This is a genomic window from Actinocrinis sp. (genome assembly GCF_035938995.1).
Lineage (GTDB): Bacteria > Actinomycetota > Actinomycetes > Streptomycetales > Catenulisporaceae > DASZGI01.
Genome location: NZ_DASZGI010000239.1, coordinates 1 through 18,144 on the forward strand (window position 1 = coordinate 1; position 18,144 = coordinate 18,144).

Sequence of the window (18,144 nt, forward strand, 5' to 3'; positions counted from 1 at the left end):
CGCGCCAAGGCCACCGGTACCACCGGTGATCAACACCGTGCCGTCGCCGTCCAGCGGGGCCGGCACGTTCAGCACGACCTTGCCGGTGTTGCGGCCCTCGCGCAGGAACCGGAACGCGTCGGCACCGCGCCGCACGTCCCACGTCCGGATCGGCGAATGCTCGACCGCGCCCGCCTCGAACAGCGCGACGATCTCGCGCAGCATCTCCTGGATGCGGTCGGGGCCGGCCTCCATCAGGTCGTACGACCGGTACCGCACGCCGGGGTGGTCGCGGGCGACGACCGCCGGGTCGCGCAGGTCGGCCTTGCCCATCTCGATGAACCGGCCGCCGCGCGGCAGCAGGTCCAGCGAGGCGTCCACGAACTCCCCGGCCAACGCGTCGAGCACCACGTCGACACCCGCGCCGCCGGTCGCGGCCAAGAACTTCTCGCGGAAATCCAGGTCGCGCGATGAGGCGATCCGGTCGTCGGCGATACCCATGGCCCGCACCGCGTCCCACTTGGCCGGGCTGGCGGTGGCGAACACCTCGACGCCCCAGTGGCGGGCCAGGTTGACCGCCGCCATGCCGACACCGCCGGCAGCGGCGTGCACGAGCAGCTTCTCCCCCGATGCCAGGCCCGCCAGGTCGACGAGGCCGTAGTAAGCGGTCAGGTAGACCACCGGCAGCGCGGCGGCCTGCGCGAAGGTGAAGCTGTCGGGCATCGGCACGATGGTGCGGCGGTCGGCGACCGCGATCGGGCCGAACGCGTCCAGGATCAGGCCGAACACCCGGTCGCCGGGCGCCAGGTCGGTGACGCCCGAGCCGACTTCCAGCACCACGCCGGCCGCCTCGCTGCCCAGCGGCGCATCGCCCGGGTACAAGCCCAGCGCGATCAGCACGTCGCGGAAGTTCAGGCCGGCCGCGCGGATGCCCACGCGCACCTCGTGCACGCCCAGCGGGCGGTCGCCGGTGGACGGGATGATGGCCAGTTCTTCCAACGAGCCCTTGCGCTTGCTGCCCAGCCGCCAAAGGCCCTCGGTCGGGCTCTCGGTGCGCATCAGCCGCGGCACCAGCAGGTCGCCCGCGCGGACCGCGATCTGCGGCTCGTCAATGCCCAGCACCGTGCCCCAGTCGGGCAGCCCCGCGCCGTCGGCGCCGTCGCCGTCCAGGTCGACCAGCAGGAATCGACCGGGGTGTTCGGACTGCGCGCTGCGCACCATGCCCCACACCGGTGTGACCGCCAGGTCTGCGGCCTCGTCGCCGACCGCGACACCGTTGCGGGTGACCACCACCAGCCGGGCGTCGGTCAGCCACTCGCTGGCCAGCCAGCGCTGCAACAGGCTCAGCGTGGTCGCACCGACCGCACGGCCCGCGGTGGCCGCGTCCAGCGCGCCCGGCGGCGGGTCGATGGCGACCAGCACAGTCTCGGGCGCGGACGCACCATCGACGATGGCCTTTTCGAGCGCGGCCAGGTCGTCGAACCGGTTGCCGGACGCGGCGTCGCCCAGCGCGTCGAAGTCGCCGAGCACCGCGAACTGGGTCGACCCGGCCGGCTTGCGCTCAGCGTCGGCCACACCCACCCAGTCCAGCCGGAACAGCGAGTTCTGCTTGCCGCGCTGCGCGCCGGCCAGCTGCGTCTGGTCGACCGGCCGCAACGCGATGGTCTCCACCGCGAACGCCGGCGTCCCGCTGGGGTCGACCGCGTCGATGCGCAGCGCCGAGTCGCCCGCGCTGCTGATCCGCACCCGCAGCTGCTTGCCGGTCACCTGGCCCAGCCGCACGCCCGACCACGAGAACGGCAGGTCGGCCGCAGACCCGGCGTCCTTGTCCACTAGGCCGCCGTGCAGGGCCGAGTCGAACAGCGCGGGGTGGATGGCGAACCCATCGCCGCCCGCGTCGTCGGGAATCGCCACCTCGGTGTACAGGTCGGTGCCCGACCGCCAGGCCGCGCGCAGGCCCTGGAACAGCGGACCGTAGTCGTAGCCGACCTCGGCCAGCCGCGGGTACAGCGTGTCGACGGCGACCGCGTCGGCCCCGGCCGGCGGCCACACGGCCGGGAACGCTGGCATCGGTTCGGCGTCGGCGACCAGCCAGCCGCGCGCGTGGCAGGTCGCGGCGCGCTCGCCGTCCTCGCCCGCCGCCTCCGGCCGTGAGTAGACGGCCACCGCGCGGCGGCCGTCCTGCTCGGCGGGCGCGACGGTGACCTGCACCGCCAGCGGCGCGTCGTCGGCCAGCACCAGCGGCGCTTCCAGGATGATCTCGTCCACGGCCGGGAAGCCGGTCTCCCGGCCGGCCGCCAGCGCCAGTTCGACCAGCGCGGCGCCAGGCACGATCACCGTGCCGAAGACTGCGTGGTCCTGCGTCCACGGCTGGGCGTCGGCGCTGATGCGACCGGTGAACAGCCACTCGTCGCGGTCGCCCACCTGGGTCCCGGCGACCAGCACCGGGTGGCCCAGCCGGGCGAGGCCCGCCGCGGCCGGGTCGCCGGACGCGCCGGGCATCAGCCAGTACGGCTGGCGCTGGAACGCATAGGTGGGCAGCGCGATCCGCTTCGCGCCGCTGCCGGCGTAGAACGCCTGCCAGTCCACGCGCACGCCGGTCACGTGCGCCTCGGACAGCGAGGTCGCGAACCGCTCCGGACCACCCTCGTCGCGGCGCAGCGAGCCGACCGCGGCGACCCGGTCGGCGGCGTCCAGCGCGGCGATGCTGTCCTCGACGGCCATGGTCAGCACCGGGTGCGACGACGCCTCGATGAAGCAGTTGGCGCCGTTGTCGATCAGCGCGGCGACCGCGGGCGCGAAGCCGACCCGGCCGCGCAGGTTGCGGTACCAGTACGCGGCGTCCAGCTCCGCGGTGTCGACGAAGCGGCCTTCCAGCGTCGAGTAGAACGGGATCCGGCCGGACACCGGCGTGATCGGCCCGAGCACGTCGAGCAGTTCGGCCTCGATCGCCTCCACGTGTACTGAGTGCGACGCGTAGTCCACCGCGACTTTCTTGGCGCGGATGCCCTCGGCCTTGCAGGCGGCGACCAGCGTGTCCAGCGCGTCCGGCTCGCCGGCCACGACCACCGCGCTGGGGCTGTTGACGGCGGCCACCGAGATCCGGCCCGCGTACGGCTCGATCAGCTTCTCCACCGCGTCCACCGGCTGGGCGACCGACACCATGCCGCCCTTGCCGGCCAGCCGCTCGCGGATGGCGCGGCTGCGCAGCGCGACCACCCGGGCCGCGTCGTCCAGCGACAGCCCGCCGGCCACATAGGCCGCCGCGATCTCGCCCTGCGAGTGGCCAAGCACCGCGGTCGGCTCGACGCCTGCCGACTGCCACAGCTTGGCCAGCGACACCATCACCGCGAACAGCGCGGGCTGCACCACGTCCACCCGGTCCAGCGGCGGCGCGCCGGGCACGCCGCGCAGCACGTCGACCAGGTTCCAGTCGAGGTAGCCAGCCAGCGCCGCCGAACACGCCGCGATCTCCTCGGCGAACACCGGCGCGGCGTCCAGCAGCCCGACGGCCATGCCCGCCCACTGCGCGCCCTGGCCGGGGAACACGAACACCGCGCTGCCGCCGACCGGCTGGCCGTCCAGCACATTGGCGGCCGGCTCGCCCGCCGACAGCGCCTTGAGCCCGGACAGCAGGCCGCCGCGGTCGGCGGCGATCACCGCGGCCCGCCGCTCGAGGTGGGCGCGCGCGGTCGCGCAGGAGTAGCCGATGTCCAGCACGGACAGCTCCGGCTGGGCGATCATCAGCGCACGCAGCTGGTCGGCCTGAGTGCGCAGGGCCGCCTCGCCGCGCGCGGAGATCAGCACCGGCACGGCCGCGGGCGGCGTCGCGGCGACGGGCGCAGCGGTTTCGGCTGGGATCTCGGTCGGCGGTTCCTCCACGATCAGGTGCGCGTTGGTGCCGCCGACACCGAACGACGACACGCCCGCCCGGCGCGGCCTGCCGTCGCTGGCAGGCCACGGCCGCGCCTGCGTCAGCAGCGAGACCTCGCCGGCGGTCCAGTCCACGTTGGGCGAAGGCGCGTCCACGTGCAGGGTGCTGGGCAGCGTGTCGTGCCGCATCGCCATGACCATCTTGATCACGCCCGCCACGCCCGCCGCGGCCTGCGTGTGGCCGATGTTGGACTTGATCGAGCCCAGCCACAGCGGACCGTTGACCCGGTCGCGGCCGTAAGTGGCCAGCAGCGCCTTGGCCTCGATCGGGTCGCCGAGCGGAGTGCCGGTGCCGTGGCCCTCCACGGCGTCCACGTCGGACGGTGCCAGGCCCGCGTCGGCGAGCGCCTGCTTGATCACCCGCTCCTGCGACGGGCCGTTGGGCGCGGTCAGGCCGTTGCTGGCGCCGTCCTGGTTGACCGCGCTGCCGCGGATCACCGCGAGCACCTGGTGGCCGTTGCGCCGGGCGTCGGATAGCCGTTCCAGCACGAGCAGACCGGCGCCCTCGGCCCAGCCGACGCCGTCGGCCGCGGCCGCGTACGCCTTGCAGCGCCCGTCCGGCGAGACGCCGCGCTGTCGGCTGAACTCCACGAACACGCTGGGCCGGGCCAGCACCGTCGCGCCGCCGACCAACGCCAGCGAGCACTCCCGCGCGCGTAACGCCTTGCCCGCCACGTGGATGGCCACCAGCGACGACGAGCACGCGGTGTCCACGGTGACCGCGGGGCCCTCGAAGCCGAACGTGTAGCTCAGGCGTCCGGAGGCCACACTGCCCGCGGACGCGATCGTCAGGTAGCCCTCGACCTCGGCGCGCCGGTCGCTCTGCCCGGCCACGAAGCCGTAGTCGGAGTACATGATCCCGGTGAACACGCCGGTGTCGCTGCCGCGCAGCGCGGTGATGTCGATGCCGGCGTCCTCGAACGCCTCCCACGCGGTTTCCAGCAGCAGCCGCTGCTGCGGGTCCATCACCGCGGCCTCGCGCGGGCTGACGCCGAAGAAGTCCGCGTCGAACTCGGCGGCCCGGTCGACGAACCCGCCGCCACGGGTGTACGAGGTGCCCGGGTGGTCCGGGTCCGGGTGGTACAGGTGCTCGACGTCCCAGCCGCGGTCGGTCGGGAACTCGGCCTGCGTGCCGACGCGGCCGCCTGCGACCAGTTGCCACAGCTGGTCGGGATTGGTGACGCCGCCCGGGTAGCGGCAGCTCATGCCGACGATGGCCAGCGGCTCGCTGGCCCGCTCCTCGACGTCCTTGAGCTGAGCCCGGGTCTCGTTGAGGTCGACGGCGAGCTTCTTCAGGTAGCGGACGAGCTTTTCCTGCTGCTGCGGGTCGTTGGCGTCAACGCTCATTGCCATGTCCTCTGCGCTGATGATCCGGGCGGGGGAAGGGTCTGGTCACGAGCTCACGCCTCGCCGAACTCGGCGTCGATCAACGAGAAGACCTCGTCCATGGAGGTGGCGGCCTCGATCGCCACGCTGGTGCGCTGCGTGCCGCCGTCGGTCAGCGCGGCGAGCAGGGTGCGCAGCCGGCCGGCCATGCGGTCCCTGTCGGCGGTGTCGATCCCGGCGAGCAGGCCTTCGAGCCTGGTCAGTTCCCGGTCGATCGGCGGTTCGACGGGCGCGGCGGCACCGAGGTGGGACAGCAGCAGGTCCGCGACCGAGACCGCGGTCGGGTGGTCGAAGACCAGCGTCGCGGGCAGCCGGACGCCGCTGGCCTGGTTGAGCCGGTTGCGCAGTTCGACGGCGGCCAGTGAGTCGAAGCCGAGTTCCTTGAAGGCGCGCGACGGGTCGATGCCGCCCGGTGACGCGTGCCCGAGGACGGCCGCGACCTGCGCGCGGACCAGGTCGAGCACGATGCGCGCCCGCTCCGCTTCAGTGACGCCGGCCAGCCGCTGCGCCAGCGACACCCCGGTGTCGGCTGCCGCCCGCTTGGGCGGGGTGGGCACCAGGCCGCGCAGCAGGGCGGGCAGTTGCCCGGCCCGCGCCTGCGACCGCAGGCCGCCGAGGTCGAGTCCGGTGGGCGCGAGCAGCGCGGCGTCGATGCCCAGGGCCAGGTCGAACAGCTCGAGGCCCTGCTCGGTGGCCAGCGGCAGCACACCGATCCTGGCCAGCCGCACCAGGTCGGCTTCGGCCAGCTCGCCGCCCATGCCGCCGGACTCCGCCCACAGGCCCCACGCCAGCGAGACCGCTGACAGGCCGGCCGCGCGCCGCGTGGCCGCCAAGGCGTCCAGGAAGGCGTTGGCCGCCGCGTAGTTGCCCTGGCCCGCGGTGCCGACCAGAGCCGAGATGGACGAGAACAGCACGAACGCGGCCAGCCCGCGGCCCTCGGTCAGCTCGTGCAGGTTCAGCGCGGCGTCCACCTTCGGCCGCATGACCTTTTCTAGCTGCTCGGGCGTCAGGGCTTCCAGCACACCGTCGTCGAGCACACCCGCCGAGTGGACGACTGCGGTTAGCGGGCGATCCAGCGTGGTCAGCAGTTCGGCCAGCGCCGCCCGGTCGGCCACATCACACGCGGCCACAACCGCCCGCGCACCAAGCGTCTCCAACTCAGCCACCAGCTCGCTGACACCAGCCGCCGCCGCGCCGCGCCTGCTGACCAGCAGCAGATGCCGCACACCATGATTGGCAACCAGATGCTTGGCGAACACCGCGCCAAGACCCCCGGTACCACCAGTGATCAGCACTGTGCCGTCCGGGTCGAGCGGGGTCCGTGGCGCACCGGACTCGTCGGCGCGGACCAGCCGGGGCACCAGCACCCGGCCAGCGCGGACGGCCAGCTGCGGCTCGTCCAGGCCGACCAGCGCAGCCCAGTCGGGTTGGTTTGCGCCGTCGGTGTCCACTAGCACGAAGCGGCCGGGGTGCTCGGACTGCGCGGTGCGCACCAGACCCCACACCGGCGCCAGCGCCAGGTCGACCGCCTCGTCGCCGACCGCGACGCCGTTGGAGGTGACCAGCACCAGGCGGGCATCGGCGAGCCGGTCAGCGGCGAGCCAGCCTTGCACCAAGGCCAGGGTGTCGCGGGCGACCGCGTGCACCGCGGCCGCACCCGTGCCAGTTGCTGTCGGGATCGGCGCGAGGACCACGTCCGGCACGTCGGCGCCCGCGGCGATCGCCTGGTCCAGCGCGGCCGGGTCGGCGTACTCGCCCGAGGCGCCCAGGACCACGCTGCGCAGGCCGGCCGGGGCGGCCGGTGTGACCGGCGTCCACTCCACCGCGAACAGCGCCTTCGAGCCGCCCCGCTGAGCGGCCGCCAGCTGCGCCGGGTCGATCGCCCGGATGGCCAGCGAGTCCACCGACACGACCGGCGCGCCGTCCTCGCCGACCACGTCGATGCGCAGCGCGGACTCGCCCGCCGGGCCGATCCGCACGCGCACGCGCTTCGCACCGGACGCCGCCGCACCCAGCCGCACGCCCGACCAGGAGAACGGCAGGTCGGCGGTGGCACCGGGGGCCTTGTCCAGCACCGCCCCGTGCAGGACGGAGTCGAACAGCGCCGGGTGGATGCCGTAGCCGTCAGTCGCGTCGGCGTCCAGCTGGACTTCGGTGTACACGGTTTCGCCGCTGCGCCAGGCGACTCGCAGGCCCTGGCACAGCGGGCCGTAGTCGTAGCCCACGTCGGCCAGCCGTGCGTAGAGCGCGTCGATCGACACCGGCTGCGCGTCGGCCGGCGGCCAGGCCGCGGGCAGCACCGGGAACGGCTCGGCTTCGGCCACCAGCGTGCCGCGCGCGTGGCAGGTCGCCTCGACCGGAGAATCGGCCGACTCCGCCGCGGGCCGCGAGTAGATCGCGACCTCGCGCTTGCCCGCGTCGTCGGCGGGCGACACGGTGACCTGCACCTGGCGGGCAGCCTCGGCGACGACCAGCGGCGCTTCAAGCACAAGCTCGTCCACCACCGGGCAGCCGACCTGTGCGCCTGCGGCCAGCGCGAGTTCGACCATGGCCGCGCCGGGCAGCATCACGGTGCCGAACACCGCGTGGTCGCGAATCCACGGCGCGCTGTCGGTGGCGACCTGCCCGGTGAACACCCACTCGTCGCGGTCACCGACCTGCACGGCAGCAGCCAGGAGCGGGTGGTCCATCCGGCGCAGCCCCGCCGCGGCCGGGTCGCCGGACCGGGTGCGGGGCGCGACGAAGTACCGCTGCCGCTGGAACGCGTACTTGGGCAGCTCGACGCGGGTGGCGCCGGAACCGGCGTAATAAGCCGACCAGTCGACCGCCACACCGGAGATGTGCACCTGGGCCAGGAAGCCGGCGAACGTCTCGGCCTCGGGGTGCTTGGCGCGCAGCGCGGCGGCCAGCGCGATCTGCTCCTCGGCGAGCGACTGGCGGGCCATCGCGGTCAGCACGCCGTCCGGGCCCAGCTCGAAGAACCGGCGCACGCCGAAGTTCTCCAGCGTGCGTACGCCCTCCATGAAGCACACGGCCTGCCGGACGTGGTCGACCCAGTAGGCCGCGTCGGTCAGCTCCGACGACACCAGCTTGCCGGTCACGTTGGACACGATCGGCAGCTGCGGTTCGTGCAGCGTCAGCCCGTCGGCGACGCGGTGGAACTCGGCGAGCATCGGGTCCATCAGCGGTGAGTGAAACGCGTGGCTGACCTTCAACCGGGTGGTCTTGCGGTCGGCCATCCGCGGCAGCCACTCGTCCAACGCGGCCAGCTCACCGGACACCACGACGGCCTGCGGCCCGTTGACGGCCGCGACCGCCAGCCGGTCGCCCATGTCGGCCAGCGCGGCGACGACCTCCTCCTCGGTCGCTTGGACCGCGGCCATGCCGCCGCCCGCCGGCAACGCGCCCATCAGCCTGCCGCGCGCGGCCACCAGCGTGCACGCATCGGCCAACGAGAGCACCCCGGCCACGTGCGCCGCCGCCAACTCACCCACCGAGTGGCCGATCAAGTAGTCCGCGCGAACGCCGAGAGACTCGACAAGGCGGAAAAGACCCACCTCCACCGCGAACAGCGCGGCCTGGGTGAACTCGGTCTCGTTGAGGAGCAAGGCCTCCGGCGAACCCTCCGCGGCGAACACCAGTTCCTTGAGCGGTCTGCCGAGCTTGCCGTCGAACTCGGCGCACACCTGGTCCAGCGCGGCGGCGAACGCCGGGAATGCCGTCACCAGGCCCGCGCCCATGCCGGCGCGCTGCGCGCCCTGGCCGGTGAACAGGAACGCGGTCTTGCCGCCGACCTGCGAACCGGTGAACACGCCCGCGGCGGGCGCGGCGTCGGCCAGCGCGCTCAGGCCAGCCAGCAGGCCGGCCCGGTCGGCGGCCACGACCGCGGCCCGCTGCGGCAGGTGCGCGCGGGTGGTCGCGGTGGACAGGCCGATGTCGGTCAACGCCAAGTCCGGCCGGTCGGACAGGTGCGCGTGCAGGCGGGCGGCCTGCGCACGCAGCGCGGCGTCGCCCTTGGCCGACACCAGCACCGGCACCCCCGGCACCACCGGCGGCAGACCCGGACCGGCCTGCGCGGCCACCGTGACCGGGCCGTCGGCGGCGGGCGTCGCCGGCTCGTCGGCGGGCGCCTGCTCCAGGATCACGTGCGCGTTGGTGCCGCTGACCCCGAACGACGACACCGCGGCGCGGCGCGGACGGCCGTCGGCCGGCCACGGCTCGGCCTCGGTCAGCAGCTTGATCTCGCCCGCTTCCCAGTCCACGTGTGGCGACGGGGCGTCGATGTGCAGCGACTTGGGCATCGTCTCGTGCCGCATCGCCATCAGCATCTTGATCACGCCGCCGACGCCCGCAGCAGCCGACGAATGGCCGATGTTGGACTTGAGCGAGCCCAGCCGCAGCGGTCCGGTGGTCCGGTCCTGGCCGTAGGTGGCCAGCAGTGCCTGCGCCTCGATCGGGTCGCCGAGCTTGGTGCCCGTGCCGTGCCCCTCAACGACGTCGATCTCTGACGGCGATAGGCCAGCATTGGCCAGCGCCTGCCGGATCACCCGCTCCTGCGACGGGCCATTCGGCGCGGTCAGGCCGTTGCTCGCGCCGTCCTGGTTGATCGCGCCGCCGCGGATCACCGCGAGGACCGGATGGCCGTTGCGGCGGGCGTCGGAGAGCCGTTCGAGCAGCAGCAGCCCGGCGCCCTCGGCGAAGGCGGTGCCGTCGGCCGCCGCGGAGAACGCCTTGGCGCGGCCGTCCGCGGCCAGTCCGTTCTGCCGGCTGAACTCCACCAGGTTGCCCGGGTTGGCCATGAGGGTGACCCCGCCGGCCAGGGCGAGGCCGCACTCGCCGCGCCGCAGAGCCTGCGTGGCCAGCTGGATCGCGACCAGGGAGGAGGAGCACGCCGTGTCGACGGTGATCGCAGGGCCCTGCAATCCGAAGGTGTAGGCGATTCGGCCGGAGGCGACACTCAGCGCGGTGCCGGTGAGCAGGTGGCCGTCGGCGAGGCCGGTGGGCTGGTGCAGGCGCGGGCCGTAGTCGGTGGACATGGCGCCGACGTAGACGCCGGTCGCCGATCCGGCCAGGCCGGCCGGATCGAGGCCGGCCCGCTCCAGGCATTCCCAGGCGGTCTCCAGCAGCAGCCGCTGCTGCGGATCCATGGCCAGCGCCTCGCGCGGGCTCAGGCCGAAGAACGCGGCGTCGAACCGGTCGCCGTCGAGCAGGAATCCGCCGTGGCGAGTGGCGCACGAGCCGGGCCGGTCCGGGCCGGAGCCGAGCAGCGCGTCCATGTCCCAACCGCGGTTCGCGGGCAGCTCGCAGATCGCGTCGGTGCCACTGGCCACGAGCTGCCATAGGTCCTCGGGCGACTCCACGCCGCCCGGATAGCGGCAGCCCATGGCGACGATCGCGATGGGCTCGCCCGCGGAGCCGGATGCCGGTCCCGCGTCGGCCTCCGTCTGCGTTTGTGTGGACGGCGCGCCGCCGAGCGCGTCGTGCAGGTGGCCCGCGAGGCGGTTCGGGGTGGGGTAGTCGAAGAGCACTGTGGTCGGCAGCCGGAGCCCGGTCGCCGCTTTGAGCCGGTTGCGCAGCTCGACGGTCGCGGCCGAGTCGAAGCCGAGGTCCTTGAAGCTGCGCTGTGGGTCGACGGCGCGGCCGCCTGTGTGCCCGAGGATGTCGGCGGCCGCCGCGAGCACGAGGTTGCGCACCTCTGGCAGGCTCGCCCGTGCGGCGGCTGGGACGGTCGTCGGCGCTACCGGCTCCGGGGCCGCGTGGAAACCGACCAGGGCGGTCGGGGCGGGGGCCACGCCTGCCAGCCAGTACCGCTCGCGCTGGAACGCGTAGGTAGGCAGATCCGTGAGCTCGGCTTCGGGTGCGGCGCAGTGCCGTTCCCAGTCGACTTCGGCCCCGTGCACGTACGCTTCGGCGAGGCTGCGCCGCACGCGCTGCGGTCCGCCGTCCTGGCGCGTCAGGGTGCTGACGACCACGGCGGGCGCGTCCGCCGCCTCGATGCTTTCCTCGATGCCGGGCGCCAGCACCGGATGCGGGCTGCACTCGACGAACAGGCCGCAGTCCTCACGCAGTGCCCGGCGGACGGCCTCGGCGAAACGCACCGGCTGGCGCAGGCTGTCGAACCAGTACCGCGCGCCGAGTTCGGCGGTATCCAGAGGCGCGCCGGTGAGCGTGGAGACGAACACCGTGGGCACGGAGACCGGACGGATCGGCTCCAGTTCCTCCAGCAGCCGCTCGCGCAGCACGTCGACCGCGGGCGAGTGCGAGGCGTAGTCGACCGGGACGGTCTTGGTGCGCACCCCTTCGGCCTTCAGCGACTCGCTCAGCCGCTCCAGATCCGCGACCGGCCCCGAGATGACGACGGAACGCGGGCTATTGACTGCGGCGAGCGTCAGTGCCGGGAGGCTCTCAAGCCGTCGGGAGACGGCCTCGGGCGATTGCGCGACCGAGAGCATGCCGCCGCCGGAGACACCCCTGATGGCGCGGCTGCGCAGGGCCACGACCCTGGCGCCGTCGGCCAGGGAGAGCGCGCCGGTGAAGGTCGCGGCGGCGATCTCGCCCTGGGAGTGGCCGATCACCAGATCCGGCTCCACGCCCTCGGACCGCCAGAGCTCGGCGAGGCCGAGCATCATCGCCCACAGGGCCGGCTGCACGACGTCGACCCGGTCGAGCCCGGGGGCGCCCGGAGCCTCGCGCAGCACGTCGATCAGCGAGTAGTCGACGTACGGCCCGAGCGCCTCGGCGCACTCGGCCAGGCGCGCGGCGAAGACCGGCGAGGCGTCGAGCAGATCGCGGCCCATGCCGGGCCACTGCGAGCCCTGACCCGGGAAGACGAATGCCCGCGGCCCGGGGACGGTCGCGCCGGTGACCACGGTGCCGTCCGGCTGGCCGGCCGCGAGCGAGTCGAGGCCTGCGGCCAGCGTGTCCGGGTCCGTGCCGAGCAGCACGGCCCGATGCTCGAAGTGGGCACGAGTGCGCAGCAGCGAGGCAGCGATGGTGGCGGCCGGACGCGGGTCACCCTGGTCCGCGACGTGCTTTGAAAGCGCCGACGCCTGCGCGCGCAGCGCTTCGGCGGACCGGGCGGACAGAACCCAGGGCGCGGTGTCTGACCAGGGCGCTGTGTCCGACCAAGACGCAGTGTCCGGCCGGTCGGCGTCACGGTCCTGGGTCGGCGCGGGCTCCGCGGCGGGAGCCTCGGCCAAGACGAGGTGGCAGTTCGTGCCGCCCATGCCGAAGGCGCTGACCCCGGCGATGAGCCGCGTTTGCGGGCGCGGCCACGAGCGCGCGGAGTGCACCACGTCCAGACCCAGCTCCGCCAACGGGATGCGCGGGTTCGGGGTCTCAAAGTTCAGGCTGGGCGCCAGGTCGCGGTTTTCGAGGCAGAGCACGACTTTCAGCAGCCCGGCGATGCCTGCGGCACCTTCCAAGTGGCCGATGTTCGTCTTCACCGAGCCGACCAACAGCGGCTCCTCGCGATCCGCGGCGTGCCCGAGCGCGGCGCCCAACGCCGCTGCCTCGACCGGGTCGCCGACCGCGGTGCCGGTGCCGTGCAGCTCGACGTATTGCACCTCGGCCGGGTCGACGCCCGCGTTCCGGTACGCGAGCCGGATGACCTCCTCCTGGGCTCCCGCGTCGGGCGTGGCGAGCCGGTCGCCGCCGCCGTCGTTGTTGACGGCGCCGCCGAGGATCACGCAGCGCACCGGATCGCCGTCGGCGAGAGCGGCGGACAGGCGCTTGAGCACGACCAGCGCGCCCCCCTCGCCGCGGACGTACCCGTTGGCGCGCGCGTCGAAGGTGAAGCAGCGGCCGTCGGGCGAGAGCGCACCGAATCGGCCGACAACCGCGCCGGTCTCCGGCAGCAGGTTGAGATTCACGCCGCCGGCCAGCGCCAGGTCGGCCGTGCCGCGCCGCAGTTCCTCGCAGGCGGCCTGGACGGCCAGCAGCGAGGAGGACTGTCCGGAGTCGAGGGTCAGGCTCTGCCCGCGCAGGCCGAGGAAGTACGAGATCCGGTTCGCGATGATGCTGCGGTGCACGCCCGTGAGCGTGTGCGGGCCGAGCGCGTGCGCGCGCAACCGGTCGTGCAGGACGGCGTAGTCGGCGGCGATGGCGCCGAGGAAGACTGCGGAGCGGGTCCCGCGCAGCGAGGTCGGCGCGATCCGCGCGCGCTCGAGCGCCTCCCAGGCCAGCTCCAGCATCAGCCGCTGCTGCGGGTCCATCGCCGCCGCCTCGTTCGGCGAGATGCCGAAGAATGCCGCGTCGAAGCGGTCTACGTCCTCGAGGTACCCGCCCTGCCGCAGCTCGGCGGGGGCGTCCTCGGCGCTGCGCTCCGCCGGTACGTCCGCGATGGCCTGCCCGCCCGACTGCAGCAGGCGCCAGAACCGGTCGGGGTCGCCGGCCCCCGGCAGCCGGCAGGCCGTGCCGATGACGGCGACCGGCTCCTGCGCGCCGGGCCCCTGTGCCAGCGAAGACATCGACTCACCCACCGTCGGTCGGAAGTACGTGCGGATTATTTCGAGTTCTCTTTTCCCGGGCGATTCAGGAAACCTTTTCTCACGCCGAGCTTGAATTGCGCGCCAGCCGCCGGCCGGAGTGGTGAACACCGAGTCGCCTTACCGATCCTGTTCGCCCCGGTGTCGGTGCGTCAAGCCAGTTCATCTAGGGCTTCGGCGGCAGGAAGGCACTGGCAGGAACCTGTCAGCCGGGCCTCGTTGACGCCGCCCGGACGATTGTGGAATGGGTCGGGACATTGGTGCGGAACCACCGCGGCGGCACCTCATGAATCAGCGCTGAATGTACTGTAGGAATTGGACGTGGTGACGAGCGGCAGGTGCAGGTCAGCATTCGGGTCGCGCACCCGGAACTCCACGATCGCCCGCGGGAAAAGCGAGACCATTCCGAGGACCGCGTAGTACTGGTCGAGGTCGAACACCAGCTGGTAGATCCCGGGGTCGATGGGCCGGCCGCTCCACAGCGACAGCAGCCCGTCCGACCCGGTCTGCCCACAGGTCACCTTCCGCCATCCGCCTTCCGCACGCGCTCGCAGCTGGACTCCGACGTCTGTCGCCGCCACACCGTTCGCGCAGTCCACGACATAGACCGAGAGCCTCATCCGACTACCGCTTCCGCCCGAACTGGTTTTGTGCGGCGAGCGTCCGCCGTCCCGGTATCGCCCCGCCATCGGCCCGCCATCGGCCGATGGCGGCCGTCGCCGCGCCGATAGAGGCTCGAGACCGCCCGGGAAGCAGGACGATAGCCATCAGGCGAATGGTCGTTACCGGGATGCAGGAAACCTGCCGCGGCGCGGTCCGCGGCAGCCACCTCGAAGGGAATCGGCCATGACGATCAAGAGAACGCGTGGGACCGTCGCAGGGCTCGTGCTGCTCGCGGCCGTGTCGGGCGGGGTGGCCGGCTCGGTGCTGCACCAGAGCTCGCCGACCGGGCGTGCGGACCAGCAGGCAGCCGCTTACGCGCTGGCAGGGCCGCAGGACTGCTCCGGGAGCGGACAGAGCAACAGCTCGGGCTGCCCCGGGCCGAACAACACCAACTGGGGCTAAGCCGCCCGCTCCCCCGCTAAGCGCGTGACCGCGACACCTACGCGGTCTGGTCCACCCGGTCCACCCGAGTGGACTGCCAGGCGCCGCCGTGGACGGCGGACATGTGCGCCTCAAGCTCCTGCGACAGCGCGACTGCGCCGTCCAACCGCAGCCGGGAAAGCAGGTCGTGAGCCGACCGCCACGCCTCCAGAGCGTCGTCCGGCTCCCCGGCCGCCCGGTGTATCCGACCTCGCACATCCAGCGCCTTGGCCCGGTACAGGGCCGCGCCGATCTCATCGAAAGCGGTCACCGCACGGTCGGCGTGGAGCGCCGCCGACGGCAGATCCCCCGATTCGAGGGTGACCTCGGCGAGCGTCAGCGCGATCCGGCTGGCCACCATCCGCTCCCCGGCCTCCGCGGCCAGTTCGTCGGCCGTGGCGAGCATTTGCGCCGCCTCATCGAGTTCGCCTCGACGCAGATCGACCGTGCTGAGGCCGAGCAGGGCGTAGCACTCGCCGACCCGGTCCCGGGCCTCGCGCACAGCCTCCAGCACCCTGCGATAGGCGGCCGCGGCACGCTCGAGCTCACCGCGGCGCAGCAGCAACTCACCCAGACGGTGCTGCACCTGGGCACCGACCCTGCGGTTGCCCACCTCGTCGCAGATCGTCGCGGCCCGCGCGAGCAGCCCGTACGCCTCGTCCTGTTCCCCGTAGTCCAGGCGCAGCTGGGCGAGGTGCTGGAGCACGTGCGCCTCGGCCACCCGGTCCCCGACGCTCCGGAACGAGGCCAGAGCCTCCTCCCAGCGGGACAGCGCCGACTCCAGGTCGCCGTTCATATGGTCGAGGAAGGCCATGTTCCGCAGCACCAGGGCCGCGCCGTGACGGTCGCCGAGCCGCTGGTAGGCGGCGTATGCCTGCTCGAACTCGAGCGCTGACTCCTTCGTGCGCTGCTCGAACATGTGCAGGGAGCCCAGCGAATAGCGCATCGCGGCCTCGCCCCAGTCGTCCCCGGAGCGGCGGGCGGCCCTCAGCGCGGTCTCGTGGGTCTCGCGCCAGTCGTTGAAATAGCCGTGCGCTTCGAAGAGCGTCACCGCGTTCAGCGCCAGGTCCCAGGCGTGCTCGGACATGCCGCTCGCGGCCGCCTGCCGCACGGAGGCGACCAGGGACGCGCGCTCGAGGTCGAGCCAGGCCAGCGGACGGTCGAGCAGCCGTTCCACCAGGGACTGCGGCAGCGGCCACCGGCTCGCACCGCTCGGCCGCTGGAGGAAGTCGCCGGCGTACTCGCGCCGGTGCGCCTCCGACGCCAGTTCGAGCAGGGTGCCGAACCAGCGCTCCAGCGCCATCCGCCGCTGGTCCGCGCTCTCCTCGGCCAGGCGTTCGCGGGCGAACGGCCGCATGATGTCGTGGAACCGGTAGCGTGCCTGCCCGGCCGTGCCGCCCGGTTCGGTGTCGATGAGATAGGCCTCGGTCAGCGCCTCCAAAGCGTCCTGGGCGCGAAGCACGTCCACGCCCAGCAGCGGAGCGCCGACCCAGGAGGCGAAATTCGGGGCCTCCAACAGGGCCAGCCGGCGGAAGAGGCAGCGCGCGTCCTCGTCCAGCCCGTCGTAGGTCAGCGAGATGCTGGCCCGCACCTCCATCGCGCCGTGGTTCAGTTCGTCGAGCCGGTGCGACTCGTCGACCAGGCGGTCCACCAGGTCCGCGACGCTCCAGTGCGGCCGGGCGGCCAGGCGCGCGGCGCAGATCCGCAGCGCCAGCGGCAGGTCCCCGCAGAGGCGGCACAGCTGGTCGACCGCGTCGCGCTCGGCGTCGATGCGCGCCGGGCCGACGATCCGCGACAACAACTCGATCGCGCTGCGCCGGCTCAGCGCTCCGATCTCGAGCCGCCCGACAGAGGGCAGCCCGGTCAGCCGCCGCCGACTCGTGACGATCACCGCGCACTGGGCCGTGCCCGGCATCAGCGCCGCGACCTGCTGCTCCGTCATGGCATCGTCGAACACGAGCAGCATCCTGCGACTGCTGAGCAGGTCGCGGAACAGCTCCGCGCGTTCCTCCAGTCCGTCGGGCAGCGCCGGTCCGCTCACGCCGAGCACCCGCAGGAAGCGCTCGAGGATGTCGCCGGGACTGACCGCGCAGTCGCCGGCGCGCAGTCTGGCGAACAGCTGGCCGTCCGGGAACGACGAGGCCAGCAGGTGCGCCACGTGCACCGCGAGTGTCGTCTTGCCCGCTCCGCCCTGGCCGACGATGACGCTGACGCGCACCGCCTGTTCGCCGCCGCGCAGCGCGTCTTCGCCGCCCACATGCTTCATCAGGAGCTTGACCACCTGGCCGCGCCCGGTGAAGTCGGGGATGTCGGCCGGCAGCAGGCTGGGCGCGCGGCGGCGGGCCGGAGGCTCGGGCTGGACGCGAGCGGGCGCCGGGGCGGCGGACCGCGGCGCGGACGGCGCCGGGCCGGTCGGCTCGCCGGCCAGCATCTCCTGGTGCAGCCGGCGCAGCTCGACTCCGGGCTCGATGCCGAGTTCCTCCCGCAGCACCTCGCGGGTGCGGCGGTAGACCTCGAGCGCCTCGGCCTGCCGCCCGGAGCGGAACAGCGAGGTCATCAGCAGAGCCCTGAACCGCTCTTGCAGCGGGTGCTCCTCCACCAGCGCGGTCAGCTCGCCGATCAGCTCGCGGTGCCGCCCCGCCGCGACCGCGCAGTCCAGGCACTCGGCCAGGACCTCGAGCCGCCGCTCGTTGAACTGGGTCACCGCGACCTGCACCACCCGGCTCTCGATGTCGGCGAGCGCCGCGCCCCGCCAGAAGCCGAGCGCCCGGCGCAGGTCCACGGCCGCGCGGGACGGATCGCCGGCCTTCGACGCGCTCCTGCCGTCGGCCACCGCCGACTCGAACCGGTGCAGGTCCAGCGCCCCGTCGTCCAGACGCAGCCGATAGCCGGGCAGGCGGGTCTCGATCGGATCCCGGGCGGACGCCGCGAAGATCCGGCGGCGCAGATTGGAAATGCAGATCTGGATCTGTCCGCGCGCGGTCACCGGGGGATCGTCGTTCCACACCGCGTCGATCAGGCGCTCGACCGGGATCACCCGGTTGGCCTCGAGCAGCAGCATGGCCAGAATGGTCCGCTCACGCGGACCGCCGAGGTGGATGCTCTGCCCCTCATTGCACACTTCGAGCGGCCCAAGAACGCGGAACTCCACCCACTACCCCCTTGTTTAGGTGCCGCGACCCACGAACCGGCCGCGGCCTTCTTCAAGCGGTCAACCTCGGATCGGCGCGCGCAGCGGCGACCGACCGATTTCTCGGTGCGTGGGACGGCGACACGG

General features: G+C 73.2%; 5 protein-coding genes. 1 reads left to right on the top strand and 4 read right to left on the bottom strand.

Translation table 11 applies throughout. The features are described 5' to 3' along the window. The 3 genes from VGZ32_RS16900 to VGZ32_RS16910 form a co-directional block, all read right to left on the bottom strand. On the bottom strand, nt 1-5,259 hold a 5,259-nt coding region (locus tag VGZ32_RS16900; RefSeq protein WP_326887016.1), incomplete at its 3' end, for a polyketide synthase. Nucleotides 5,260-5,312: 53 nt separating this feature from the next. Then, the gene (locus VGZ32_RS16905; RefSeq protein WP_326887017.1) at nt 5,313-13,766 is read right to left on the bottom strand and encodes an SDR family NAD(P)-dependent oxidoreductase; all 8,454 of its coding nucleotides are present in this window, start codon (nt 13,764-13,766) and stop codon (nt 5,313-5,315) included. Nucleotides 13,767-14,068: 302 nt separating this feature from the next. Continuing rightward, nucleotides 14,069-14,404 (bottom strand): hydroxyisourate hydrolase, encoded by a 336-nt coding sequence (locus VGZ32_RS16910; RefSeq protein ID WP_326887018.1) that lies wholly within the window; start codon nt 14,402-14,404, stop codon nt 14,069-14,071. 226 nt (nt 14,405-14,630) lie between these two features. On the opposite strand from VGZ32_RS16910, the gene VGZ32_RS16915 reads away from it, so the two are divergent. Next, on the top strand, nt 14,631-14,849 hold the full coding sequence (locus tag VGZ32_RS16915) for a hypothetical protein (RefSeq protein WP_326887019.1): 219 nt from the start codon (nt 14,631-14,633) through the stop codon (nt 14,847-14,849). Nucleotides 14,850-14,886: 37 nt separating this feature from the next. On the opposite strand, the gene VGZ32_RS16920 is transcribed toward VGZ32_RS16915, so the two are convergent. After that, the gene (locus VGZ32_RS16920; protein WP_326887020.1) at nt 14,887-18,018 is read right to left on the bottom strand and encodes an AfsR/SARP family transcriptional regulator; all 3,132 of its coding nucleotides are present in this window, start codon (nt 18,016-18,018) and stop codon (nt 14,887-14,889) included. Nucleotides 18,019-18,144 lie beyond the last annotated feature (126 nt).